General features: G+C 60.2%; 17 protein-coding genes, 2 tRNA genes and 3 rRNA genes. 9 read left to right on the forward strand and 13 right to left on the reverse strand.

Translation table 11 applies throughout. The features are described from left to right. Positions 1-38: 38 nt before the first annotated feature. The 3 genes from ACYQ12_RS16855 to ACYQ12_RS16865 all read left to right on the forward strand — a co-directional run bounded on the left by ACYQ12_RS16855 (position 39) and on the right by ACYQ12_RS16865 (position 1,842). Positions 39-164: a hypothetical protein gene (locus ACYQ12_RS16855; protein WP_459873993.1), complete on the forward strand. Its 126-nt coding sequence runs from the start codon at positions 39-41 to the stop codon at positions 162-164. 103 nt (positions 165-267) lie between these two features. Next, positions 268-819 (forward strand): LOG family protein, encoded by a 552-nt coding sequence (locus tag ACYQ12_RS16860; RefSeq protein WP_459873995.1) that lies wholly within the window; start codon positions 268-270, stop codon positions 817-819. Positions 820-873: 54 nt separating this feature from the next. Then, entirely contained in the window at positions 874-1,842 is a 969-nt protein-coding gene (locus ACYQ12_RS16865; RefSeq protein WP_459873997.1) for an NAD(P)H-quinone oxidoreductase, read from the forward strand. A gap of 26 nt (positions 1,843-1,868) precedes the next feature. On the opposite strand, the gene ACYQ12_RS16870 is transcribed toward ACYQ12_RS16865, so the two are convergent. Further along, positions 1,869-2,384, reverse strand: a complete 516-nt coding sequence (locus tag ACYQ12_RS16870) for a hypothetical protein (protein ID WP_459873999.1) — start codon at positions 2,382-2,384, stop codon at positions 1,869-1,871. A gap of 202 nt (positions 2,385-2,586) precedes the next feature. Further along, complete coding sequence (locus tag ACYQ12_RS16875; protein WP_459874001.1) at positions 2,587-3,099, reverse strand: tetratricopeptide repeat protein; 513 nt, start codon at positions 3,097-3,099, stop codon at positions 2,587-2,589. 232 nt (positions 3,100-3,331) lie between these two features. Here ACYQ12_RS16875 and ACYQ12_RS16880 point away from each other — a divergent pair, with 232 nt between their 5' ends. The 3 genes from ACYQ12_RS16880 (at position 3,332) to ACYQ12_RS16890 (ending at position 6,424) form a co-directional block, all read left to right on the forward strand. Then, positions 3,332-4,363, forward strand: coding sequence for an NADP(H)-dependent aldo-keto reductase (locus ACYQ12_RS16880; protein WP_459874003.1), 1,032 nt, complete (start codon positions 3,332-3,334; stop codon positions 4,361-4,363). Between the two features lie 143 nt (positions 4,364-4,506). After that, positions 4,507-5,289 carry a peroxide stress protein YaaA gene (gene yaaA, locus ACYQ12_RS16885; protein ID WP_459874005.1) on the forward strand — a complete coding sequence of 261 codons (783 nt, stop codon included), beginning with the start codon at positions 4,507-4,509 and terminating at the stop codon, positions 5,287-5,289. Between the two features lie 292 nt (positions 5,290-5,581). After that, positions 5,582-6,424: a Tim44 domain-containing protein gene (locus ACYQ12_RS16890; RefSeq protein WP_459874007.1), complete on the forward strand. Its 843-nt coding sequence runs from the start codon at positions 5,582-5,584 to the stop codon at positions 6,422-6,424. A gap of 74 nt (positions 6,425-6,498) precedes the next feature. Here the strand turns inward: ACYQ12_RS16890 and ACYQ12_RS16895 are convergent, their stop codons facing one another. The 8 genes from ACYQ12_RS16895 to ilvC all read right to left on the reverse strand — a co-directional run bounded on the left by ACYQ12_RS16895 (position 6,499) and on the right by ilvC (position 14,937). Beyond that, positions 6,499-6,696: a hypothetical protein gene (locus ACYQ12_RS16895; RefSeq protein ID WP_459874009.1), complete on the reverse strand. Its 198-nt coding sequence runs from the start codon at positions 6,694-6,696 to the stop codon at positions 6,499-6,501. A gap of 350 nt (positions 6,697-7,046) precedes the next feature. Further along, positions 7,047-7,162 (reverse strand): 5S ribosomal RNA (gene rrf, locus ACYQ12_RS16900). A 126-nt stretch (positions 7,163-7,288) separates the two neighbouring features. After that, positions 7,289-10,175 (reverse strand): 23S ribosomal RNA (locus ACYQ12_RS16905). A gap of 218 nt (positions 10,176-10,393) precedes the next feature. After that, positions 10,394-10,469, reverse strand: a tRNA-Ala gene (locus tag ACYQ12_RS16910). 75 nt (positions 10,470-10,544) lie between these two features. Then, positions 10,545-10,621 (reverse strand) — tRNA-Ile (locus ACYQ12_RS16915). Positions 10,622-10,719: 98 nt separating this feature from the next. After that, positions 10,720-12,259: ribosomal RNA gene (locus ACYQ12_RS16920) — 16S ribosomal RNA — on the reverse strand. Together the 16S, 23S and 5S rRNA genes with 2 tRNA genes alongside form the textbook arrangement of a ribosomal RNA operon. Before the next feature lie 637 nt (positions 12,260-12,896). Continuing rightward, on the reverse strand, positions 12,897-13,769 hold the full coding sequence (gene pssA, locus ACYQ12_RS16925; protein ID WP_459874011.1) for a CDP-diacylglycerol--serine O-phosphatidyltransferase: 873 nt from the start codon (positions 13,767-13,769) through the stop codon (positions 12,897-12,899). Between the two features lie 151 nt (positions 13,770-13,920). Continuing rightward, the gene (gene ilvC, locus ACYQ12_RS16930; protein ID WP_459874013.1) at positions 13,921-14,937 is read right to left on the reverse strand and encodes a ketol-acid reductoisomerase; all 1,017 of its coding nucleotides are present in this window, start codon (positions 14,935-14,937) and stop codon (positions 13,921-13,923) included. A gap of 156 nt (positions 14,938-15,093) precedes the next feature. Here ilvC and ilvY point away from each other — a divergent pair, with 156 nt between their 5' ends. Beyond that, positions 15,094-15,975: an HTH-type transcriptional activator IlvY gene (gene ilvY / locus ACYQ12_RS16935; protein ID WP_459874016.1), complete on the forward strand. Its 882-nt coding sequence runs from the start codon at positions 15,094-15,096 to the stop codon at positions 15,973-15,975. A gap of 75 nt (positions 15,976-16,050) precedes the next feature. Here ilvY and ilvN read toward each other — a convergent pair whose 3' ends face one another. Continuing rightward, on the reverse strand, positions 16,051-16,542 hold the full coding sequence (gene ilvN / locus ACYQ12_RS16940) for an acetolactate synthase small subunit (protein WP_459874020.1): 492 nt from the start codon (positions 16,540-16,542) through the stop codon (positions 16,051-16,053). After that, positions 16,542-18,266: an acetolactate synthase 3 large subunit gene (locus tag ACYQ12_RS16945; protein WP_459874022.1), complete on the reverse strand. Its 1,725-nt coding sequence runs from the start codon at positions 18,264-18,266 to the stop codon at positions 16,542-16,544. Before ACYQ12_RS16945 ends, ilvN begins: the two co-directional genes overlap by 1 nt. 475 nt (positions 18,267-18,741) lie before the next feature. On the opposite strand from ACYQ12_RS16945, the gene treF (ACYQ12_RS16950) reads away from it, so the two are divergent. Further along, positions 18,742-20,409 carry an alpha,alpha-trehalase TreF gene (gene treF, locus ACYQ12_RS16950; protein ID WP_459874024.1) on the forward strand — a complete coding sequence of 556 codons (1,668 nt, stop codon included), beginning with the start codon at positions 18,742-18,744 and terminating at the stop codon, positions 20,407-20,409. Positions 20,410-20,619: 210 nt separating this feature from the next. Beyond that, the gene (gene treF, locus ACYQ12_RS16955) at positions 20,620-22,332 is read left to right on the forward strand and encodes an alpha,alpha-trehalase TreF (RefSeq protein WP_459874026.1); all 1,713 of its coding nucleotides are present in this window, start codon (positions 20,620-20,622) and stop codon (positions 22,330-22,332) included. Between the two features lie 78 nt (positions 22,333-22,410). Here the strand turns inward: treF (ACYQ12_RS16955) and clpB are convergent, their stop codons facing one another. Then, positions 22,411-25,014 (reverse strand): ATP-dependent chaperone ClpB, encoded by a 2,604-nt coding sequence (clpB, locus tag ACYQ12_RS16960; RefSeq protein WP_459874028.1) that lies wholly within the window; start codon positions 25,012-25,014, stop codon positions 22,411-22,413. Positions 25,015-25,111: the final 97 nt, after the last annotated feature.

Consider the following 25,111-nt stretch of genomic DNA (forward strand, 5'->3'; position numbering starts at 1 on the left):
TGCAATGTTTGACCAACGACACTTGAGAGAACAGCACGATGTATCTGGATAGCTCCGTCATTGCCAGTCTGGCGCTGGTAGGTTTCATGATCGTCGTCGCCGGTGTCAGCATAAAAATGCTGCGCAGTGCCATACGCCGGGACGCTGAGCGCGCTCGGCGCTAAAACTCCGGCGCGGTGCGGTTCCAAAGGCGCCTCAGAGCGCCTTTTTTTGTTCCGCTGCGCCGCCGGTGATGCGCTAGGATAGTTACTTTTCCAAGGGAGATCCGTGGTGCGTATCTGCGTTTATCTAGGTTCACGGGAAGGGAGCCATTCCCAGTTTCGTCACGCCGCAGAGGCCTTGGGACGAGAGGTCGCCCGGCGCGGCTGGGGGCTGGTCTACGGTGGAGCCCGTATAGGCCTCATGGGCGCGGTAGCCGATGCCGCTCTCGCTGAAGGTGGCGAGGTCATCGGGGTCATGCCGGATCACCTGGTCGAGCGGGAGATGGCTCACCAAGGCCTCACCGAGCTGGTTCATGTCGCCAACATGCATGAGCGCAAGGCGGGCATGGCAGCCCGCGCCGACGCTTTCGTTGCCCTGCCTGGCGGCATCGGCACGCTGGAGGAGCTCTTCGAAATGTGGACATGGCAATATCTCGGGCTGCATGACAAGCCCATCGGGGTACTCAATGTGGCGGGCTTCTATACGCCGTTGCTTACCTTTCTCGACACCACCGTCGAACATGGCTTCCTCAATTTGGCAACCCGCACCAAGCTGTTTGCCGAGGAGGAACCCGATGCCCTGCTGAATCGCCTAACGCCCCCGACAAGAGTCGCGTGACATCCTTTTCGTCCTTTGGATAGAGTGGCATGACACTCATGGAGGACGCATCTTATGTACGCGATCGCAATCGACGCTAAGGAACTGGTGTGGCGGGAGCACGAGACACCGCGCGGTATCGGCCCCGACGAGGTCCGCATCGAGGTCGCCTGGGCCGGCATGAATCGTGCCGACCTGATGCAGCGCGGCGGCAGCTACCCACCCCCGCCTGGAGCCTCGGAAATCCCTGGCCTGGAAGTCAGCGGCGTGGTCATCGAAGCCGGTCAGTCCGTGGAGCGCTTCAAGACCGGCGATCAGGTCTGCGCTCTGCTGGCCGGTGGCGGCTACGCCGAGCAGGTCGTGGTGTCGGAAACTCAGGTGCTGCCGATCCCCCAAGGGCTGGGACTGCGCGAAGCCGCCGCGCTGCCCGAGGTTTTCGCCACTGCCTGGCTCAACCTGTACATGGAAGGGGCGGCCCAGCCGGGCGAGCGGGTGCTGTTGCATGCTGGCGCCAGCGGCGTGGGCACTGCAGCAATCCAGCTCTGCCGGACCCAGGGCAACCCCTGCTTCGTGACCGTAGGCAGTCAGGAGAAGCTCGATGCATGCCGGCAATTAGGCGCTGATGCCGGCTGGAACCGGCACGACGGCAGCTTCGTCGAGGCTGTCAAGGCATGGGGTGGGGCTGACATGATCCTCGACCCGGTCGGCGGCGATTATATCGCCCAGGATCAGGAAGTGCTGAACGTCAATGGCCGGCTGGTGCTGATCGGCCTGATGGGAGGCCGCGAGGCTCAGGTAGACCTGGGACGCCTGCTGATGAAGCGCCAACGTCTGATCGGTTCGACGCTGCGCACCAAGACACCCCGAGCCAAGGGCGCTATTCTCGATGCCCTCTGCGCTCACGTCTGGCCATGCCTGAGCAGTGGCGAAATCAAGCCGCTCATCGATCGGGAATGGCCCATCCAGGAGGCCGAGCAAGCCATGCGCTGTCTAAGCGAAAACAGCACGACCGGCAAGATACTGTTGCGTGTCAGCGGTGCCTGAGAGGTGAGGGGCAGCGTCTCGCGAGGCTAGGCGGGGCGCCCGCCCCGGCCAATGTCGGAGGGCTTGTGCGTCTTTAGGTAGGTCAACTGCAACAGGCGGGCATCGTCACCCGCCCGGTGACGCCGAATATGGTACTCATCGATGACCGCCGCCTTGGTGGCACTCCAATCCTTCAGTTGGGCATCGTCGAGTAGTCGGCGCAAGGACTCCAGACGAAAGCGCGGCAGCATGCCAGCATGATGAAACAGCAGCGAGAGCCACGTGTTGTCATATCCCCAGCTGTCACTGTAGGCGATGCCGGGCTCACAGAGCTCATCATTGAGCCAGCGCGCGACCTCCACTACGGGATAGCCTTCGCGGTGCAGGCGTCCTCGCGAGATGCCGTGCAGGAGTTCTGCCTTGGGATCCCAGTGCGTCCACTCCTCGAGCGGCTGGATAAGAAAGGCGCAAGTACTGCCGTCGGCCCTCGCCAAGCCAACCTCGATCGGATAGCTGCCACGTCCGAAACCGGACGCCTCGATATCTAGCAGGATAGGCAGCATAACGTTGTCCGTAGTCGGGTTGGGCGCGGGTCATGGCAGCAAAGCCAACCACACCATTATCGGCAATCTAACGAAAAAACTGAGACAATCTGACGTACAAGCCAATACAGCGCGGTCTCCAAGGCACCGACTGAACTCGTGCTGCAGGGGTGCAAGACGGACCAAGGTCCATCGCGGGGCGCCCCGCGATGGGATCATAATCTCAGTGAGTCAGATTGAGGCGGGGATCATTCTCGTCCAGAAGCCCCGCATGCCGCTCCGCCAAGGCCTGCCATTCACCGGCGCGTTGCGCTTCTACCGGCAAGCCCAGTTGCCCTAGACGATAGGCTTGCGCCAGGCGCTCGGCCGCCAGGGCGTGCCCGGACTCCCCGGCACGTGCATACCACGTCACGGCGTGATCGTCCCGGCGGGTATACTGAGCGCAACCATGCTCATAGATACGCCCCATCTGGTACTGGGCATGCAGGTCACCCGCCTGGGCGGCCTGCAGAACGTAACGCGCCCCCTTGGCCTTGTCCTGCGGTGAGGCGCCGCGATGAAACAGCATGTGACCGTAAAGCGACAGTGCGGCAGTATGCCCCGCATTCGCACAGCGCTTGAACAGACGCATCGTCAGGCGATGCTTGCTGGCTGATCGGGTGAGCCAACGGGTATGGAAAAGCTGTTCCGCCAACCGATACTCAAGCTGGATGAACAGAGAAGATGCCTGTTGCATGGCAATAACCCTGATTCCACAGACCTGATTGCTGAATAAGTAGACCGTCGTTGCGTCGAACCTGGCTCCCCTGAGTCATCGACGCCTATTCCATCCTGCTGCATCCGGCGCCTGCCGGGGCAACGGGCCGCCAAGCATACGCCCCCAATTTCGCCGACTCAACCCCCGATTTGCCGCTTTCTGCGCCCCCCGCTACCATGCTGATTCCACCCTCTTTTTCGCGGAGTACACGATGCAGACACGCCCCCTCGGCAACAGCGGTATCGAGGTCAGTCGTCTATGTCTCGGCACCATGACGTTCGGCGAGCAGAACAGTGAAGCCGAAGCCCACGCCCAGCTCGACCGTGCCGTGGAATTCGGCATCAATTTCATCGATACCGCCGAGATGTACCCCGTTCCACCCAAGGCCGAAACCCAGGGTCGGACCGAGGCTTATGTCGGCAGTTGGCTACAGCGTAGTGGAAAGCGCCAGGATGTGGTAATCGCCACCAAAGTCGCCGGCCCTGGACTCGAGCATATCCGTGGAGGGCCACGCCTGACCCGGCAGCACATCCATCAGGCCATCGATACCAGCCTTGCGCGCCTCGGTACCGATTATGTCGACCTTTATCAGTTGCATTGGCCGGACCGCAACGCCAACTTCTTCGGCAAACTGGGATACACGCCAGACGAGGACGAGGATGCTGTCCCGCTGGAGGAGACTCTCGGCGCACTCAAGGAACTCGTCGATGCCGGCAAGGTCCGCGCCATTGGTCTGTCCAACGAAACGCCTTGGGGCGTGATGCACTCCCTGCGCCTGGCCGAAACTCAGGGAATTCCGCGCGTGGTGAGTGTGCAGAACCCCTACAATCTGCTAAACCGCAGCTTCGAAGTCGGCTTGGCGGAAATCGCCCACCGCGAGCATGTGGGGCTGCTGGCCTATTCGCCGCTGGCCTTCGGCGCCCTGTCCGGCAAGTACCTCAATGGTGCCCGCCCCCCTCAGGGACGGCTGACGCTCTTCGAACGTTTCAAGCGCTACACGTCCGATGTCGCCGACGAGGCCATCCACGCCTATGTCGATATTGCGCACGAACATGGCCTGGACCCGGCCCAGATGGCATTGGCCTTTGTCAATTCACGCCCGTTTCTGACCAGCAATATCATCGGCGCGACCACCATGGAGCAGCTCGAGTCCAACCTGGCCAGCGAAGCGCTGGTGCTCGACAAGACGGTCATCGAGGCTATCGAAGCGGTACATCGCCGCCTGCCCAATCCGTGCCCCTAAAACCTGCCGCTTTCGCTTCTCGACGCACTACGAGAAGCGAAAACTCGCTCAAGCGGACTATCGCTGTCATAGGAGGTTCGCATCAGCCTCTTCTGCTCCGCTTGGTACAATAGGTCTTCTTAAAGACTTTTCTGGAAACGGCCATGTTGAGCATCATTTCTCCAGCCAAGACGCTGGATTTCGAGACACCCGCCACCACGACCACTCATACGCAGCCGGATTATCTGGAAAGAAGCGCCCAGTTGGTCGACATCCTGCGGGACTACTCGCCGCAACGTCTCTCCGAGCTGATGGGCATCAGCGATAAGCTAGCGGGCCTCAACGCTGCACGCTTTACGGAATGGGCGCCTCCTTTCACTTTGCAGAATGCCAAACCGGCCATCCAGGCGTTTCAGGGCGATGTCTATACCGGACTGGAAGCCGCAACGTTCAGCGAAGAGGACAACGCCTTCGCGCAGCGACATTTGCGCATTCTGTCCGGACTCTATGGCCTGTTGCGCCCACTGGACCTGATCCAGCCCTATCGCCTGGAAATGGGCACGCGATTGGCCAATGCCAAGGGCAAGGACCTATATGCCTTCTGGCGGGAAACGTTAACGGAAGAGCTCGATAAGGCCGTAGCGCATAGTGGTACTCCGGCATTGATCAACTTGGCATCGAATGAATATTTCAAGGCCATCGATACCCGCCGCCTCTCTGCCCCTATCATTACCCCCGTCTTCAAGGATGAAAAAAACGGTCAATTCAAGATTATCAGCTTCTATGCCAAGAAAGCCCGAGGCCTGATGAGCGCTTGGCTGATCCGCGAAAGAATCGATACTCCCGAAGCGCTCACTGAATTCACCGCTGCCGGTTACCGGCACAATGCCGCCATGTCCCAGGGCAACACGCTGGTTTTCACACGTAGCGCCGATGCGATCTCATAAGCGGGGCAGTATGGCTCGTGTTCAATTGGGACTCGCAGTCAAAGTATCAGTATGAGGCGACAGCGAATCCCCCCGCACGTCAGGATGAGCGCGGACCTATGCAACATGGAAGACGCTGCGAGCTACATATGCACTATTTATGATGCGACCATAAACCCAATAGTTCTAATCAAGAAGGGAACAATTAACGTCAATTATGCGATTAAATTGGCTCTTGGAGTATGCGTGCAGGCGATGAATTATCGGTAGAATGAAGTGTCAAATTATAAACGCATCCTTTCAGGAGACACTCATGCGCCACTTGTTCATCATGGTATTGGTCGGGCTGCTTGGTTTTGGCCTTGCAGTGGATCATGCCGAAGCGCGCCGTCTAGGCGGTGGCAAGAGCTTCGGCAGTTATTCCCGCTCTACCGATGGCCCGGCGGCAACGCCATCACGCAATACCGCTACAAACAACGCAACGAACAGCGCCTCTCAGCCAAGCCGCGGACTGTCACGCTTCGCGGGTCCCTTTGCAGGACTGCTCGCTGGCGGGCTGCTGGCCTCACTGTTTTTCGGTGGCGCTTTCGACAATATCCGCTTCCTCGATATCCTGCTGGTTGCGGGTGCGATCTGGCTCGCCTTCCGGCTGTTTCGCTCTTTCAGGCGTCAACAGCCGGCGACAGCAACGGGCCTTGGCTCTCAGCCTCAATCGCGTACGACAAGTACAAGAGATGCTCAGCCACAGTCGGGCTCTAGCGTACCCACACGCGCTCTGGGCGGTACGCCAGGCTGGTTCGACAAGGAACGCTTCCTGACCGGTGCCAAGGAGCATTTCATGACGTTGCAGCGTGCATGGGATAACAACGACCTCAGTGGAATTCAGGAGTACGTCTCTCCGGAACTCTACAATCTGCTGCGTCAGGAACGCGCCAATCAGCCAGCCAACAACCGCACCGAGATTGTCCGCCTGTTCGCAGAGCTAGGTAGCGTTCAGGAATATGATAAACAGGCCGAGGCAACGGTCATTTTCCATGGCATCATTGACGAGAATGGTGAGCAGAACGAGTTCAACGAAACCTGGCACCTGACCCGGGAGCTTCGCGAAGGCGCCCCCTGGTATGTTCAGGGTATCGAACAGAACCCTAGCGTTTAACGCTTAGCCTATGAAAAACCGGACCTTAGTAGGTCCGGTTTTTTATTTGCCGTTTAGAACTCGCTCAGACCCAATCAGTTCTGCGCGTCTTCTGCAGCATCCTGAATGTCTTCGCCGGCATTCTCCATGCTGTCGCCCGCGTTATCCATGGCGTTGTCTACGTTCTCGCCTGCCTCTTCCGCCGGGCCATCGTTGTCGCACCCCACCATACCGAAGGTCATCAGAGCGACTACCAACGCCAAGGCAAACTTCTTCAGCAAATCTGTATGCATCGATCCCTCCTCCTGAGATTAAAAGCTCCATAGAGTGCTCGTAACGATTGCCGTCTACAGCCATTCATATCATCGCTAAAGGCAATCGTATTAACACTGTGCCGGTTCTCGCAGTGGCACAGCTACAAGATAGCAATAAAAAGCAATCTCTTCTCCTACAGGCACGCACGGCGAGGCAATATCGGCGGGAACCAACGCAAAAACCCCCTGTCCGTGGGGACAGGGGGTTCGAAGAGGTGCCTGACGATGACTCGGCCGGCGTTCCGGGACTCTCCATGAGGAGACCCCTTGCTTTCATCCGCACCAATAAAATACCCCAGCTTCTTTCGAAGCTGGGGTACGGTATAAGTGCCTGACGATGACCTACTCTCGCATGGGGAGACCCCACACTACCATCGGCGCTGAGCGGTTTCACTGCTGAGTTCGGCATGGAGTCAGGTGGTTCCCGCACGCTATGGTCGTCAGGCGTAACTGGTGTCGTCCCGCGAGGCCTTCCGGCCCGCCGCGCGACGACGCAACATGGATCTGCTGACCGCGATACGTCTCTGGTATCCGGCAATTGTCGAGGTGACCTCAGACCCCTTGGGGTTATATGGTCAAGCCTCACGGGCCATTAGTACACGTTAGCTCAACGCATTGCTGCGCTTCCACACCGTGCCTATCAACCAGCTGGTCTTGCTGGGCCCTTCAGGGGGCGCAAGGCCCCAGGGAAGTCTCATCTTGAAGGGGGCTTCCCGCTTAGATGCTTTCAGCGGTTATCCCGTCCGTACATAGCTACCCGGCAATGCGATTGGCATCACAACCGGAACACCAGAGGTACGTCCACTCCGGTCCTCTCGTACTAGGAGCAGCGCTTCTCAAACTTCCGACGCCCACGGCAGATAGGGACCGAACTGTCTCACGACGTTCTAAACCCAGCTCGCGTACCACTTTAAATGGCGAACAGCCATACCCTTGGGACCGACTTCAGCCCCAGGATGTGATGAGCCGACATCGAGGTGCCAAACACCGCCGTCGATGTGAACTCTTGGGCGGTATCAGCCTGTTATCCCCGGAGTACCTTTTATCCGTTGAGCGATGGCCCTTCCATACAGAACCACCGGATCACTAGAACCTACTTTCGTACCTGCTCGACGTGTCTGTCTCGCAGTCAAGCACCCTTATGCTCTTGCACTCAGTGCACGATTTCCAACCGTGCTGAGGGTACCTTCGTGCTCCTCCGTTACGCTTTGGGAGGAGACCGCCCCAGTCAAACTACCCACCACACACTGTCCTCGACCCGGATGACGGGTCTGAGTTAGAACGCCAATGATGCCAGGCTGGTATTTCAAGGTTGGCTCCACCCGAACTGGCGTCCGGGTTTCCAAGCCTCCCAGCTATCCTACACAAGCAACATCAGCATCCAGTGTGAAGCTATAGTAAAGGTTCACGGGGTCTTTCCGTCTAGCCGCGGGTACACAGCATCTTCACTGCGATTTCAATTTCACTGAGTCTCGGGTGGAGACAGCGTGGCCATCATTACGCCATTCGTGCAGGTCGGAACTTACCCGACAAGGAATTTCGCTACCTTAGGACCGTTATAGTTACGGCCGCCGTTTACCGGGGCTTCGATCAGGAGCTTCGCGTGAGCTAACACCATCAATTAACCTTCCGGCACCGGGCAGGCGTCACACCCTATACGTCCGCTTGCGCGTTTGCAGAGTGCTGTGTTTTTAATAAACAGTTGCAGCCACCTGGTATCTTCGACCGGCGTCGGCTTCACCCGCAGGGGCTTCACCTAATGCCGGCGTGCCTTCTCCCGAAGTTACGGCACCATTTTGCCTAGTTCCTTCACCCGAGTTCTCTCAAGCGCCTGGGTATTCTCTACCTGACCACCTGTGTCGGTTTGGGGTACGGTCGCATGTGATCTGAAGCTTAGAGGCTTTTCCTGGAAGCGTGGCATCAATGACTTCCAGACCGTAGTCTGTTCGTCTCGTGTCTCGGCCTTGGGATTCCGGATTTGCCTGAAATCCCAGCCTACTCACTTTCACCCGGACAACCAACGCCGGGCTCACCTAGCCTTCTTCGTCCCCCCATCGCAATCACATCCGGTACGGGAATATTGACCCGTTTCCCATCGACTACGCCTTTCGGCCTCGCCTTAGGGGCCGACTCACTCTGCTCCGATTAACGTAGAACAGAAACCCTTGGTCTTCCGGCGGGGGAGTTTTTCACTCCCCTTGTCGTTACTCATGTCAGCATTCGCACTCGTGATACCTCCAGCCTGCTTTTCAACAGACCTTCACCGGCGTACACGACGCTCCTCTACCGCTCATCCAGAGGATGAACCCGTAGCTTCGGCACCTGGTTTGAGCCCCGTTACATCTTCCGCGCAGGCCGACTCGACTAGTGAGCTATTACGCTTTCTTTAAAGGATGGCTGCTTCTAAGCCAACCTCCTAGCTGTCTAAGCCTTCCCACATCGTTTCCCACTTAACCAGGATTTTGGGGCCTTAGCTGACGGTCTGGGTTGTTTCCCTTTTCACGACGGACGTTAGCACCCGCCGTGTGTCTCCCACGCTGTACTCACCGGTATTCGGAGTTTGCCTCGGGTTGGTAACCCGGGATGGGCCCCTAGCCGAAACAGTGCTCTACCCCCGGCGGTAATACGTGAGGCGCTACCTAAATAGCTTTCGAGGAGAACCAGCTATCTCCGAGCTTGATTAGCCTTTCACTCCGATCCACAAGTCATCCGAATCTTTTTCAACAGATCCCGGTTCGGGCCTCCAGTTGATGTTACTCAACCTTCACCCTGCTCATGGATAGATCGCCCGGTTTCGGGTCTATTCCCAGCGACTGGTCGCCCAGTTAAGACTCGGTTTCCCTACGCCTCCCCTATTCGGTTAAGCTCGCCACTGAAAATAAGTCGCTGACCCATTATACAAAAGGTACGCGGTCACCCAACAAGTGGGCTCCCACTGCTTGTACGCATACGGTTTCAGGATCTATTTCACTCCCCTCGCCGGGGTTCTTTTCGCCTTTCCCTCACGGTACTGGTTCACTATCGGTCAGCCAGGAGTATTTAGCCTTGGAGGATGGTCCCCCCGTCTTCAGTCAAGGTTTCACGTGCCCCGACCTACTCGATTTCACGTTGGTTGGATTTCGGCTACGGGACTATCACCCGCTATGGTCAGGTTTCCCACCCTGTTCGCCTATCGGCCCCAACGCTTAAGGGCTGGTCCCCGTTCGCTCGCCGCTACTGGGGGAATCTCGGTTGATTTCTTTTCCTCGGGGTACTTAGATGTTTCAGTTCCCCCGGTTCGCCTCGCTGCACTATGTATTCATGCAGCGATACTCACCTGATGGTGAGTGGGTTTCCCCATTCGGAAATGCCCGGGTCGCAGGTTGTTTGCCACCTCGCCGAGCCTTATCGCAGGCTTCCACGTCCTTCATCGCCTCTGGCTGCCAAGGCATCCACCGTATGCGCTTAATCGCTTGACCATATAACCCGAAGGGGTCTGGTCTACGATCACTACGACAATTGCCGGATACGCTTGAGACGTATCTTGCTCTCTTATGCCTAAGAGAGACTTTTGTCAGCATGATCCATATTGTTAAAGAGCGACTGTTCAGAGAACAGTGATAAGCGCTCAGCCAGGCCGGAGGGCCTGTTCAGCGTTTATCACTGGTCACGAAACGAGGACTGTCGGGAAGGAGGATGGTGGAGCCAAGCGGGATCGAACCGCTGACCTCCTGCGTGCAAGGCAGGCGCTCTCCCAGCTGAGCTATGGCCCCTAATACAAGAAAGAAGAGTGAAGAAGAAAGAACGAAGAAGACCCCTTCTTATCTCTTGTTTCTTCTGACTTGGCATGGTGGGTCTGGGCAGACTCGAACTGCCGACCTCACCCTTATCAGGGGTGCGCTCTAACCAACTGAGCTACAGACCCGGCTTCAAACCACTGGGTCCGCGACCCAAACAGTCTTTTGCTCTGGCCGATCAGGTAATTCATTGTGGACACTTGCCGGGAAGAGGCGAGTCGTCGATTAAGGAGGTGATCCAGCCGCAGGTTCCCCTACGGCTACCTTGTTACGACTTCACCCCAGTCATGAACCACACCGTGGTGATCGCCCTCCCGAAGGTTAGGCTAACCACTTCTGGTGCAGTCCACTCCCATGGTGTGACGGGCGGTGTGTACAAGGCCCGGGAACGTATTCACCGTGACATTCTGATTCACGATTACTAGCGATTCCGACTTCACGGAGTCGAGTTGCAGACTCCGATCCGGACTGAGGCAGGCTTTCTGGGATTCGCTCCACGTCGCCGTCTTGCAACCCTTTGTACCTGCCATTGTAGCACGTGTGTAGCCCTACCCGTAAGGGCCATGATGACTTGACGTCGTCCCCACCTTCCTCCGGTTTGTCACCGGCAGTCTCCCTAGAGTTCCCGGCCGAACCGCTGGCAAATAGGGATAGGGGTTGCGCTCGTTACGGGACTTAACCCAACATTTCACAACACGAGCTGACGACAGCCATGCAGCACCTGTCTCTGCGCTCCCGAAGGCACCCCGGAATCTCTTCCGGGTTCGCAGGATGTCAAGGGTAGGTAAGGTTCTTCGCGTTGCATCGAATTAAACCACATGCTCCACCGCTTGTGCGGGCCCCCGTCAATTCATTTGAGTTTTAACCTTGCGGCCGTACTCCCCAGGCGGTCGACTTATCGCGTTAACTGCGCCACTAAGTCCTCAAGGGACCCAACGGCTGGTCGACATCGTTTACGGCGTGGACTACCAGGGTATCTAATCCTGTTTGCTACCCACGCTTTCGCACCTCAGTGTCAGTGTCAGTCCAGAAGGCCGCCTTCGCCACTGGTATTCCTCCCGATCTCTACGCATTTCACCGCTACACCGGGAATTCTACCTTCCTCTCCTGCACTCTAGCGTGACAGTTCCGGATGCCGTTCCCAGGTTGAGCCCGGGGCTTTCACAACCGGCTTATCATGCCACCTACGCGCGCTTTACGCCCAGTAATTCCGATTAACGCTCGCACCCTCCGTATTACCGCGGCTGCTGGCACGGAGTTAGCCGGTGCTTCTTCTGCGGGTGATGTCGTTCCTGAGGGGTATTGACCCCCAGGCCTTCTTCCCCGCTGAAAGTGCTTTACAACCCGAAGGCCTTCTTCACACACGCGGCATGGCTGGATCAGGCTTGCGCCCATTGTCCAATATTCCCCACTGCTGCCTCCCGTAGGAGTCTGGGCCGTGTCTCAGTCCCAGTGTGGCTGATCATCCTCTCAGACCAGCTACGGATCGTTGCCTTGGTGAGCCGTTACCTCACCAACCAGCTAATCCGACATAGGCTCATCCGATAGCGCAAGGTCCGAAGATCCCCTGCTTTCTCCCGTAGGACGTATGCGGTATTAGCCTGGGTTTCCCCAGGTTATCCCCCACTACCGGGCAGATTCCTATGCATTACTCACCCGTCCGCCGCTCGCCGGCGAGGTGCAAGCACCTCCCGCTGCCGCTCGACTTGCATGTGTTAGGCCTGCCGCCAGCGTTCAATCTGAGCCATGATCAAACTCTTCAGTTTAAAGTCTGATAGTCCGTTAAGCGGACCAAACTTGGCTCAAGGTCAAAGCTTCTCTTGACGAGTCGCTTGCCTTGAAGGTCTTGGTGACTGTTCACCCCTTCGCCGGCAAGCGCCCACATGAATTACCTGATCGATTGTTAAAGAGCGTCTCGCTAAACGCGCCAAGCCATCGCCTGGCGTCGCTTCCGGCCCGAGGGCCCCGCCGCGAGAGAGGCGTATTCTACTGAGCCGGCCGGATTTGTCAACCCCGGATGGCCTGGCGATCGCTGCGGATCGTCGGGCCCGCCCTGGGATGGCGGCCGTCTCGAGTGGGGCGCATTCTACCGTTTCCGGTGGCCTCGTCAAGCGATTTCGGCGCGCCCTGAACTCACGGCGCCATCGAAAAACCCAACAACAACAATGCCTTGCCCCACTTCCCACCGCCGGCGACGTCTGGGCGTCGGCAGCAGCGGAGGCGTACTTTACGGCCCCCGGCGTTAAGACGCAAGCCCCTGGCGAAGAAAAACTTCGCCTTGCGATGCGCAGCGGCCAAGGCGGCGCTGAAGCGAGAACTGCCAGGCAAGGGAGGGGAAAAGCCGGAGGACGATAGCGCGACGCCCGCGCAGGGCGGGCGTCAGAAGCGAGTCAGCAGTGGACCCTACGCCTTTTTGGGCTTACGCGTCTTGCGCATCAGCGCCATGACCGGTCCCGAGACGACATAACTGCCGAAAAGAATAAGCAGCATGACCGAAGGCTCCAGAGAGATCACCACGAACCCCAGCACAATCGCCAACAGGGCCACGAAGGGTACCGGCCCCTTGAGGTCGATCTCCTTGAAGCTGTAGTAGCGGATATTGCTGACCATTAGCACCCCAGCAGCCGCAACGACCAGCGTCATGAGCAGCTTGAAGCCGAACGCTTCTGCATCGAAGTTGTGAAAGACCCAGACGCACCCGGCCACGACCGCTGCCGCTGAGGGGCTCGGAAGGCCGATGAACCACTTCTTGTCGGTCGACCCGATCTGGACATTGAAGCGCGCCAGGCGTAGTGCAGCACATGCGACGAAGATGAACGCCGCAATCCAGCCGATCTTGCCCACATCCTGCAGAATCCAGGTAAACGCGACCAGCGCAGGCGCCACGCCGAACGACACCATGTCCGCCAGACTGTCGTACTCTGCGCCGAAGGCGCTCTGGGTATTGGTCATGCGCGCCACGCGCCCGTCGAGACCGTCGAGTACCATGGCCACGAACACTGCGATAGCCGCAGCCGCAAAGTCGCCGTTCAGGGCTGCCACCACCGAGAAGAAGCCGGAGAACAGGGCGGATGTGGTGAACAGGTTGGGCAGCAGATAGATGCCCCGCCGCCGCACCCGACGACCGTTCTCGACGGTCTCTTCGATGACTTCGACATCCTGCTGGTATGAATGACTCTCAGCAGCCTCATCTTGATTCCGCCCATTAGCTTCAACGGAGTCGGGCCCAGCATTAGCGCTGACATCTGGCTCGGTATTGCGGGAGTTTTCGTTCATAGGTCTCGTCCATTGCGCGGGAGAAGCGTGCTTATCATGTCTCAATTCTACACACTCGAAGCATGGACGACAGCGCGCCCCCAATGCCAGCCAACGCACCTTGAAACAAAAAAGGGCGCGGAATCCGCGCCCTTTTCCTGCTTCGAAGTGCTCAGTTCTTGCTCTTGTCGACCAATTGGTTGGCGGCGATCCACGGCATCATGGAGCGCAGCTTCTCACCGACCTGCTCGATCGGATGCTCGGCATTGAGACGGCGCCGCGCGGTCATCGACGGATAGTTGGTGTTGCCTTCCTGGATGAACATCTTGGCGTATTCCCCGGTCTGGATGCGCTTCAAGGCATTGCGCATCGCGGCACGGGACTGGTCATTGATGACTTCCTGACCGGTGACGTACTCACCGTACTCCGCATTGTTGGAGATCGAGTAGTTCATGTTGGCGATGCCGCCCTCGTACATCAGGTCGACGATCAGCTTGAGCTCGTGCAGACACTCGAAATACGCCATCTCCGGCGCGTAGCCCGCCTCGGTCAGGGTCTCGAAGCCGGCCTTGACCAACTCGACAGCGCCGCCGCAAAGCACGGCCTGCTCACCGAACAGATCGGTCTCGGTCTCGTCCTTGAAAGTGGTCTCGATGATACCGGTACGACCGCCGCCGACACCCGCTGCATAGGACAGGGCGATCTCCTTGGCCTGGCCGGAAGCATTCTGATGGATGGCGATCAGGTCGGGAATGCCGCCCCCCTTGACGAACTCGGAGCGCACGGTGTGCCCCGGCGCCTTGGGTGCGATCATGATCACGTCGAGGTCGGTGCGCGGCACGATCTGGTTATAGTGGATATTGAAACCATGCGCGAAGGCCAGTGTCGCCCCCTCTTTCAGGTTCGGCTCGATCTCCTGCTCGTAGATCGCCTTCTGATTCTCGTCGGGGGCGAGAATCATCACGACATCGGCGGTCTTGCAGGCTTCGGGCACGGAAGCCACCTTCAGGCCCGCCGCCTCGGCCTTGGCCGCGGAGGAGGAACCCTGGCGCAGGGCAACGGTGACGTCGACGCCAGATTCCTTGAGGTTGTTGGCATGGGCGTGACCCTGGGAGCCATAGCCTACGATAGTGACCTTCTTGGCCTGAATCAGGGAAAGGTCGCAATCCTTGTCGTAATAAACGCGCATGTCGAACTCCGCAGCAAAACGTAATGGTAAGGGGTGTCAGCGTTGATGGCGTGCGCCGTCTGTCGCGGCGCTGATGCAGCTCACCTTACGCCAGCCCACGCATTGCGTAAAATGCTATATTTGCAACATTATATTTCATGAGAAGAAATATTCCGCATGGATCTTCGCGCCCTGAAACAGTTCCTTAATCTGGCCGACACCCTGCACTTCGGCCGGGCCAGTGAAGCCAGCCACATAAGCCCCTCGACACTCAGCCGCACGATACGCCAATTCGAAGAGACGCTTGGCGTCACACTGTTCGAGCGCGACAATCGTACCGTCACGCTGACCGCCGAGGGGCGTCTGTTCCAACAGTACGCCAGAGAGACCCTGGAGCATTGGGAGATGTTCCGCCATTCACTGATGGAGGAGACACGAGAGCTGACCGGGGAAATCAGCATCTACTGCTCGGTCACTGCCAGCTATAGTTTCCTCTACGAACTGCTCAGCGAGTTCCGCTTACGCCATCCCAGAATCGAGCTCAAGCTACACACCGGCGATCCGGCGGATGCCATCGTGCGCGTCATGAGCGGCGAGGAAGACATGGCGATCACCGCCCGCCCCGAGCATCTGCCCACGCAACTTGCCTTCAAGCCCATCGCCGTCTCGCCCCTGGTATTCATCGCCCCGGGCGAGAAGGCCGACTGGTTGCCTGCCACGCTGGCCATGCCGCGTGCCGAAGAGTGGGCAGAGACGCCCATGATCCTGTCGGAATCGGGGCTGGCGCGCGAGCGTGCCGACCGTTGGTTTCGCCGGCTCGGCATCAAGCCGCGCATCTATGCCCAGGTGGCCGGCAACGAGGCGATCGTCAGCATGGTAGGGCTAGGCTTCGGTGTGGGCGTGGTCCCCAAGATCGTCCTGGACAACAGCCCCCTGGCCGATCGCGTGCGTGTCCTCGAGGTCCAGCCGAGCCTTCCTCCCTACGATGTCGGCCTGTGCGTGCTGGAAAAGAAGCTGCGCAACCCGCTGATCCACGCCTTATGGGCTCAGGTGCGCTGAGCCCGGGTCTCCGGGCATTTCGTCCATAGGCACAAAAAAGCCGCTCCGAAGAGCGGCTCGATCGTGAGGATGCCATCAGAGGCTCAGCACCTTGTCGCCACGGGCAATGCCCGAGACCCCGGTACGTGCCACCTCGAGAATTCCCACCGGGCCCATCGCCTGCAGGAAGGCGTCGAGCTTGGTACCGTCACCGGTAATCTGCACGGTGTACAGACTCGAGGTGACATCGACGATCTGCGCGCGGAAGATATCCGCCGTGCGCTTGACCTCATCGCGGGCGGCCCCCATCGCCTTGACCTTGACCAGCATCAGCTCACGCTCGATGTGGGTCCCCTCGGTCAGGTCGACCAGCTTGACCACGTCGATCAGCTTGTTGAGCTGCTTGGTGATCTGCTCGATTACCCGATCATCACCCTGCGTGGTGACGGTCAGACGCGACAGCGTCGGATCCTCGGTGGGCGCGACGTTGAGCGTTTCGATGTTGAAGTTGCGCTGGGAGAACAGCCCCACCACACGGGACAGGGCGCCAGGTTCGTTTTCCAGCAGTATCGAGATGATGTGGCGCATCAGGTCCGCTCCGTCTTCGAAAGCAGCATGTCACGCATGGAGCCGAGAGGCACATGCATCGGATAGACGTGTTCGCGCGGGTCGACGTAGATGTCGAGGAACACCAGCTCGTTCTTGTCGGCAAAGGCCCGCTCGAGTGCCGGCTCGAGATCCTCGTGACGCTCGACGGTGATCGCGGTGAACCCGTACGCCTCGATCAGCTTCTGGAAATCGGGGAGCGACTCCATGTAGGAATGCGCATGACGGGACTTGTAGTTCAAGTCCTGCCACTGGCGCACCATCCCCAGCGAGCCGTTGTTGAGATTGACGATCTTGACCCCGACGGCGAACTGCTTACAGGTCGACAGTTCCTGCATCATCATCTGAAAGCTGCCTTCCCCGGTGAAGCACACCACATCGTCCTCGGGGTAGTTGAGCTTGACGCCCATCGCCGCCGGGAAGCCGAAGCCCATGGTGCCCAGGCCACCGGAGGTGATGAAGCGGTTGGGCTTGTCGAACTTGTAGTACTGGGCGGCGAACATCTGATGCTGGCCGACGTCGGTGGTGACGAAGGCTTCGCCACGGGTCAGGCGGCACACCGCCTCGACGACCTGCTGCGGCTTGAGTCGCTCGCCGTCTTCGGCCGGCTCGTAGAGCTTGCCCACACGCTCGGCGCGCCAGCCCTCGATCTTCTCCCACCACTCCTGCAGCGCCTCGCCGTTGGTTACCTCGCGGCCCTGCAACAGGCTGATCATCTCGTTGATGACACTTCCGGCCGGTCCCACGATGGGAATATCGGCGCGTACGGTCTTGGAGATCGAGCTGGGGTCGATATCGACATGGATGATCTTGGCGGTAGGGCAGAACTTCGAGGTGTTGTTGGTCACCCGGTCGTCGAAGCGCGCACCGATGGCGATGATCAGATCGGCATGGTGCATGGCCATGTTCGACTCGAACGAGCCGTGCATGCCCAGCCACCCCAGCGACTGACGGTCGCTCTGCGGATAGGCGCCAATGCCCATCAGCGTGGTGGTGATCGGATAGCCGAGACGGCGCACCAGATCTGTCAGTCCCTCGCTGGCATCGCCGGTCACCACGCCGCCGCCGGTATAGAACACCGGGCGTCGCGCCTTGAGCATCATGTCGACGGCTTTCTTGATCTGACCGGTATGGCCACGCGTCACGGGATTGTACGAGCGCAGCTTGACCTTCTTGGGATAGCTGTACTCGTAGCGCTCGGTGGGGGCGGTCATGTCCTTGGGAATGTCCACGACCACCGGTCCGGGACGGCCGCTCGCGGCGAGATAGAACGCCTTCTTGAGGACCGTGGGAATTTCCGCAGGATGCTTGATCGAGAAGCTGTGCTTCACGATCGGCCGGGTCACGCCGATGATGTCGGTTTCTTGGAAGGCGTCCTCGCCGATCAGGTGACTGGCGACCTGGCCGCACAGCACCACCATCGGAATCGAATCCATGTAGGCGGTGGCGATGCCGGTGACCGCATTGGTCGCGCCGGGGCCGGAGGTGACCAGTACCACGCCCGGCTTGCCCGAGGCACGGGCGTAGCCGTCGGCGGCATGGGTCGCGGCCTGTTCGTGACGTACGAGAATGTGTTTGACGTCGTCCTGACGGAATAGCGCATCATAGATATGCAGCGCCGCGCCGCCCGGATAACCATAGATATATTCCACGCCCTCATCCTTAAGGAAGCGAGCGATCATATCCGCGCCGGATAAAAGTTCCACTGGTGAGTCTCCCCTGGAGGTCTCGAGTACGTTCACGGTGCAGTGCGCACCGGAGTTCGAGGGCGACAGCGTCGCCTGCCGCGGCCCGAGGCCAACGACACCCTGATGCCAGACCCTGGCGTTCTTCAGTCCGGTTAGGACCTGCACTCTTCGCGCATCAGATCGATGCGTCGGGGCAATGATCGGGCAGGACGGATGACGCCCTGACCCGGTAAGTCTTCGACAGGCGGGCCGACTTTCATCGACCCTTCGCGCGAATGCCGGGGGTCGCCCAGCCAATCCGCACTCGAAATCAGGAACGTTAAGATTCCATTAGCCTCCATAGAGTGTCAACCGTGAATGCACCGTCTAGGTACCAAAACAGCGCCTTTTCCGGGCATCGATTGGCCGGCGCGGCGTCATGATGCTTGAACGGGAGGCCATCTCCCCCTAGGTTCCTAGACTAAAGTTGCAACAACCCGAACGGAGGTACGTGATGCGGGGTCTGATGCACTACCAGCAGTGGCCGCTTCTGTCGCCGGCCCTCTCCTACGCCGGTGTCGCCTGTGAGCCAGGGTATGCTCAAGACGAAAGTGCCTGCGTAAAACCGCTGTCGTACCTGATGACGCCCTTGGAGAATCAGATCACGCTGCCGCCGAATCTGCTCTGGGGCGATCTTTTCTATGCCGTGCAGAGCCGTCGGATATTCACCGACAGCAAGACCTTCGTGGACCTGGTGCCCAAGGAGTTGCCCGACACCATTCTTCACGAGTATCAGCGTCTCAAGACTCAGCCAGGCTTTGACGATGCCGCGCTGCTCGCCTTCGTCGAGAATCATTTCCAGTGCGAGACGCCGCCTCGCGAGGCGTATTACGCCACGCCCGGCCGCGATGTCGCGACACATATCGACGCCCTGTGGCGGGAGCTCACGCGCCAGCCGCTGCTCGAGGCGCCGCCGCTGACGTCGCGCCTGCGTCTGCGCTACCCCTACCTGATTCCCGGCGGACGCTTCAACGAGATCTACTACTGGGACTCCTATTTCATCATGCTCGGGCTCGAGGAGAGCGGCCGCCACGATCTGGCCTGCCATCTGGTGCACAACCTCGCCCACCTGATACGGGAATATGGCCATGTCCCCAACGGCAACCGCACCTATTACCTGACTCGCTCGCAGCCGCCGATGTTCTCCAGCATGGTCAAGCGTCTGGCCGAGCAGCACGATCGCCACGCCTATCAGCGCTTTCTGCCTGAGCTGGAGCAGGAGTACGCCTACTGGATGAACGGCGAGCACACTCTCGAGCCCGGTCAGGCACATCGGCGGCTGGTCAGGCTTGCTGACGGCACCCTGCTCAACCGCTACTGGGATGACGTCTGCACGCCACGCCAGGAGTCCTACCACGAAGACGTACACACCGCCGAGGCCGACTCGCGCCCCAACGTCGAGGTCTGGCGCAGCCTGCGAGCCGCCACCGAAAGCGGCTGGGACTACTCCTCACGCTGGTTCGCCGACGACGCGACGCTATGCACCATTCGCACGGTCGACATTCTCCCGGTGGATCTCAACACGCTGCTCTTTCATCTCGAAACCACGCTGGCCCACGCCCATGAACTCAACGCCGCTCCGGAGCGGGCCCAGTTCTACCGTGACCGGGCCAACGCCCGCCGCAAGGCGATCCTGGCATTGTTCTGGGACGAGGAGCGCGGCCTGTTCGGCGACTATCTCTGGCGCGAGGACAAGCTGACCAACAGCATTCACGGCGCCATGGCGTTTCCGCTGTATTACGGCATCGCCACGCCCGCCCAGGCCGCGCGCGTGGCGCAAACGCTCGAGCGTGAGCTGCTCAAGGCTGGTGGCCTCGCCGCCACTAATCGCGAGACCGGCCAGCAATGGGACGCTCCCAACGGCTGGGCACCGCTGCAGTGGATCGCCATCATGGGGCTGCGTGACTATGGTGAATTCGACCTCGCCCGCACCATCGCCGAGCGCTGGATCCGCACCAACCTGCAGCGCTACGAGCTGGAGAGCAAGCTGATCGAGAAGTACGACGTGATCACCAACAAGCACGCCGGTGGCGGCGAATATCCCGCCCAGGATGGCTTCGGATGGACCAACGGCGTGCTGCGCAGGCTCATGGCGCTCTACCCTTCCTCGCAGCCTGCGTAACCGATACGCCAGCGGCGCTACCCAGCACCTCCCAGCAGCGGGCCAACGTACGGCCCGCTCGCCTTTTTCACATTGCCTTCTCGTATCGCCTGACGCAGTGCTGCCGTGATCGCGCCTTGCAAGGGCTCAGCCCGTTACCTTTACTGAAACGAGGCTGAGCGCCGGCAAGCGCGGCCACGGGCAGGAATCGTTAACGTGGGAGGAATGGCGATGAAAGGTTTCGGATGGCGGCAGTGCTGCGGTCTCGTGCTGCTGGGGGCAGCCTGGCTCGGTCCACTGCCAACCCTTGGACAGGCGGCAACCCTTGATGCGGCGACGATCGATGCGCCCTACAGGGATCATGGGGAAGGAACGGCTCCCGAAGCGTACGTGTTCTCCCCGGCTACCGAGTCCCGACAGATTCCACCACCACCCGACCTGCTGTGGGGCGACCTCTTCTTCGATGTCCAGACCCAGCCGGTTTTCGAGGACAGCAAGACCTTCGTCGATCTGATCCCCCTCGAACCGCCGCCCGTCATCCTGAGCGACTACGCGCAAGCCCGCCAAGCCCCAGGCTTCGATACCCAGGCGCTGCGCGATTTCGTCGATGCCCACTTCACCTCGGAACAGGCCGGCAATCGGCATTACGAGCCGGAGCCGGGCCAGGGAGTTCGCGCCCATATCGATGCGCTATGGCCGGTGCTCACCCGCTCGCCAGATGACCGGGAGAGCCCCTATTCTTCGCGCTTGCCCCTTCCCCATGCCTACGTCGTTCCCGGCGGGCGTTTCAACGAGATCTACTACTGGGATTCCTACTTCACCATGCTGGGACTGCTGGAAAGCGGTCGCGAGGAGAGCGTGCGAGACATGGTGCATAACTTCGCCCACCTCCTCGAGACTTTCGGGCACATTCCCAACGGCAATCGCACCTATTACCTGACCCGCTCGCAGCCGCCCTTCTTCGCCAGCATGGTCGACCTGCTCGCCACACTCGACGGCAATGTCGCCTATACGCGCTTGCTGCCGGCGTTGGAAACGGAATACGCCTACTGGATGGATGGCGCCGACTCGCTCGCTCCGGGCACTGCCTACCGCCGCGTGGTCAGACTCGAGGACGGCACCCTGCTCAATCGCTACTGGGACGATGCCAATACCCCGCGCCAGGAGTCGTTTCGCGAAGATCTCGAGACGGCGGAGCACGCCGATCGTCCCAAAACCGAAGTGTGGCGCGATCTGCGTGCCGGCGCGGAGAGCGGCTGGGATTTCTCCTCGCGCTGGCTGGCCGATGGCGAGACATTGGCGACGATTCGCACCACCGCTATCGTCCCAGTGGACCTCAACAGCCTGCTTTATCATCTCGAGACCACCCTGGCCAGAGCGCATGCCCTGGCAGGTCACGAGACCCGGGCCCAGGCATATCGCGAGCGGGCCGACAACCGCCGCCATGCGATCCAGACGCGATTATGGAACCCGCATCAGAGCGCTTTTGGCGATTATCTATGGCAGGAAGGAGCACTGACCGACAGCCTCAGCACGGCCACGGTCTATCCGCTGTTCTACGGCATCGCCACCCCCCAGCAGGCGGCGCAGACCTCGCTCACCCTGGAGCATGAACTGCTCAAGACCGGTGGCCTCGTCACCACGACACGTAACACCGGGGAGCAGTGGGACGCCCCCAACGGCTGGGCGCCGCAGCAGTGGCTGGCGATCAAGGGCCTGCGTGACTACGGCAACACCCGTCTGGCCCGGATGATCGCCGAGCGCTGGATCGCCACCAACGTGACGCACTATCGCCAGGAGAACAAGCTGGTCGAGAAGTACAACGTGCTGGCCGGCTCTCGCGGCGGTGGTGGGGAATACCCCGCTCAGGACGGCTTCGGCTGGACCAATGGCGTGCTGCGCAAACTGCTGAGTCTCTACCCGCAAGCCGAGACAACGCCATAGTCCTGACATGCCAAGGCCCGCACGAGGCGGGCCTTGGCACACTTACCGACCGGGCATCTTGTCGGCTCGGCGCTTCGATTATGCCGTTTCGACGACCTGCTTGTTGAAGACCAGATGGCCATTCTCGGTGGTGACCCGAATGGTGTCGCCCGGCAGGAAGCGTCCGGCTAGCAGGTCCTGTGCCAGCGGATTTTCCAGCCGGCTCTGGATGGCGCGCTTGAGCGGACGCGCCCCGTAGACCGGGTCGAAGCCGACCACCGCAAGCTGCGCCATGGCATCGTCGCTGACTTCCAGGGCGAGCTCGCGCTCGGCCAGACGGCTGCGCAGACGATCGAGCTGAATGGCGGCAATCGCCTGGATCTGCTCCTGGCCAAGCGCATGGAAGACCACCACTTCATCGATGCGGTTGATCAGTTCAGGGCGGAAATGATTGCCCACTACCGCCATCACCGCTTCCTTCATCGCCTCGTAGTCGCTCTCATCCCCTCCCATGCGCTGAATGACGTCGGAGCCCATGTTGGAGGTCATCACGATCACGGTATTACGGAAGTCCACCGTACGCCCCTGGCCGTCGGTCAGACGACCGTCCTCAAGGACCTGCAGCAGAATGTTGAAGACGTCCGGGTGCGCCTTCTCGACCTCGTCGAGCAGCAGCACCGAATAGGGCTTGCGACGTACCGCCTCGGTCAGATAGCCGCCTTCCTCGTAGCCGACGTAGCCGGGAGGCGCACCGATCAGCCGCGCCACGGAATGCTTCTCCATGAACTCCGACATGTCGATGCGCACCATCGCCTCTTCGGTATCGAAGAGGAAGTTGGCCAGCGACTTGCACAATTCGGTCTTGCCCACGCCGGTGGGGCCGAGGAACAGGAACGAACCGTTGGGCCGGTTGGGGTCGGCGAGTCCAGCCCGCGAACGCCGCACGGCATTGGCCACCGCGGTGACCGCCTCGTCCTGACCGATGACCCGCTCATGCAACGCCTCTTCCATGCGCAGCAGCTTGTCGCGCTCCCCTTCGAGCATCTTGGACACCGGAATGCCGGTCCAGCGCGACACGACCTCGGCGATCTCCTCTTCGGTGACGTTGGAGCGCAGCAGCTGATGGCGTGAGGTATCGGCTTCATCGCCCTCCCCGGCCTCGGCAATCCTCTTCTCGAGATTGGGAATCACGCCGTACTGCAGCTCGGACATGCGGCCCAGGTCGCCCTGGCGCCGCGCCGCCTCGAGGTCGATACGCGCCTGCTCGAGATCGGCCTTGTATTGCGCCGCGCCCTGGATACTGGCCTTTTCCGACTTCCACACTTCCTCGAGATCGGCATATTCACGGGAGAGTTCGTCAATCTGCTCCTCGAGGCTCTCCAGGCGCTTTCGCGAAGCCTCGTCGGTCTCTTTCTTGAGCGCCTCGCGCTCCATCTTGAGCTGAATCAGGCGCCGATCGAGACGATCCATCTCCTCGGGCTTGGAATCCAGCTCCATGCGAATGCGCGACGCCGCCTCGTCGATCAGATCGATGGCCTTGTCGGGCAACTGGCGATCGGTGATATAGCGGCTCGACAGCTTGGCCGCAGCGATGATCGCGCCGTCGGTGATGTCGACACCGTGGTGAACCTCGTAACGCTCCTTCAGGCCACGCAGGATGGCGATGGTATCCTCTTCGCTCGGCTCGTCGACCAGTACCTTCTGGAAGCGGCGCTCCAGTGCGGCATCCTTCTCGATGTACTGGCGGTACTCGTCGAGAGTAGTGGCACCCACGCAATGCAGTTCCCCACGGGCCAGAGCGGGCTTGAGCATATTACCGGCATCCATCGCCCCCTCGGCCTTGCCGGCGCCGACCATGGTATGCAGTTCATCGATGAACAGGATCACCCGCCCCTCTTCCTTGGCCAGCTCGTTCAGGACCGCCTTCAGGCGCTCCTCGAACTCCCCGCGGAACTTGGCACCGGCGAGCAGCGAGCCCATGTCGAGCGCCAGCACGCGCTTGTCCTTCAAACCCTCCGGCACCTCGCCGTTGATGATGCGCTGGGCGAGCCCTTCGACGATGGCGGTCTTGCCCACACCGGGCTCCCCGATCAGCACCGGGTTGTTCTTGGTGCGCCGCTGCAGCACCTGGATCGTACGACGGATCTCGTCATCGCGGCCGATCACCGGATCGAGCTTGCCATCGGCGGCCCGCGCGGTCAGATCGGTGGTGTACTTGTCGAGCGCCTCGCGGCTCTCTTCGGCGCCGGCGTCATTGACGGCCTGGCCACCGCGCAGACTGTCGATGGCCGAGACCACGGCCTTGCGGGTCAGCCCGGCCTGGGTCAGCACCTTGGTCACGGCATGGTTCATCTCCAGCGCAGCCAGTAGCACCAGCTCACTGGCGATGTACTGGTCACCACGCGCCTGCGCCTCGCGATCGGCGAGATTGAACAGCCGCGCCAGATCCTGAGACATCTGCACGTTACCGTCGAACTGTCCCATCACCGGCAGGTTGTTCAGATACTGGTCCAGGCCGCTGCGCAGCTTACCGAAGTCGCCGCCGGCCTTCTGGATCAGCCCCTTGAGACCGCTGTCGCGGGCATCGAGCAACGCCAGCAGTACGTGGCCGGGGTCCAGCTGACCATGGCTTCGTCCCACCGCCAGCGACTGCGCATCGGCGATGGCGTTCTGCAACTTGCTGGTCATTCTATCGATTCGCATCGAGTTCCTCCCTTGGGCACGGCGACGCTAGGATGCGCCGGCCCTGTCATTTAGCGTTGACATGAAAATGGAGGTGTGGTGGGGGACTTTCAAGGCG

It is taken from the genome of Halomonas shantousis (assembly GCF_054654615.1).

Bases quoted from the DNA above. Each gene is read 5' to 3' on its own strand.
- ACYQ12_RS16855 (WP_459873993.1), top strand. From the start codon at position 39: ATGTATCTGGATAGCTCCGTCATTGCCAGTCTGGCGCTGGTAGGTTTC.
- ACYQ12_RS16865 (WP_459873997.1), top strand. From the start codon at position 874: ATGTACGCGATCGCAATCGACGCTAAGGAACTGGTGTGGCGGGAGCAC.
- ACYQ12_RS16870 (WP_459873999.1), bottom strand. From the start codon at position 2,384: ATGCTGCCTATCCTGCTAGATATCGAGGCGTCCGGTTTCGGACGTGGC.
- ACYQ12_RS16875 (WP_459874001.1), bottom strand. From the start codon at position 3,099: ATGCAACAGGCATCTTCTCTGTTCATCCAGCTTGAGTATCGGTTGGCG.
- ACYQ12_RS16880 (WP_459874003.1), top strand. From the start codon at position 3,332: ATGCAGACACGCCCCCTCGGCAACAGCGGTATCGAGGTCAGTCGTCTA.
- yaaA (WP_459874005.1), top strand. From the start codon at position 4,507: ATGTTGAGCATCATTTCTCCAGCCAAGACGCTGGATTTCGAGACACCC.
- ACYQ12_RS16890 (WP_459874007.1), top strand. From the start codon at position 5,582: ATGCGCCACTTGTTCATCATGGTATTGGTCGGGCTGCTTGGTTTTGGC.
- ACYQ12_RS16895 (WP_459874009.1), bottom strand. From the start codon at position 6,696: ATGCATACAGATTTGCTGAAGAAGTTTGCCTTGGCGTTGGTAGTCGCT.
- pssA (WP_459874011.1), bottom strand. From the start codon at position 13,769: ATGAACGAAAACTCCCGCAATACCGAGCCAGATGTCAGCGCTAATGCT.
- ilvC (WP_459874013.1), bottom strand. From the start codon at position 14,937: ATGCGCGTTTATTACGACAAGGATTGCGACCTTTCCCTGATTCAGGCC.
- ilvY (WP_459874016.1), top strand. From the start codon at position 15,094: ATGGATCTTCGCGCCCTGAAACAGTTCCTTAATCTGGCCGACACCCTG.
- ilvN (WP_459874020.1), bottom strand. From the start codon at position 16,542: ATGCGCCACATCATCTCGATACTGCTGGAAAACGAACCTGGCGCCCTG.
- treF (WP_459874024.1), top strand. From the start codon at position 18,742: ATGCGGGGTCTGATGCACTACCAGCAGTGGCCGCTTCTGTCGCCGGCC.
- treF (WP_459874026.1), top strand. From the start codon at position 20,620: ATGAAAGGTTTCGGATGGCGGCAGTGCTGCGGTCTCGTGCTGCTGGGG.
- clpB (WP_459874028.1), bottom strand. From the start codon at position 25,014: ATGCGAATCGATAGAATGACCAGCAAGTTGCAGAACGCCATCGCCGAT.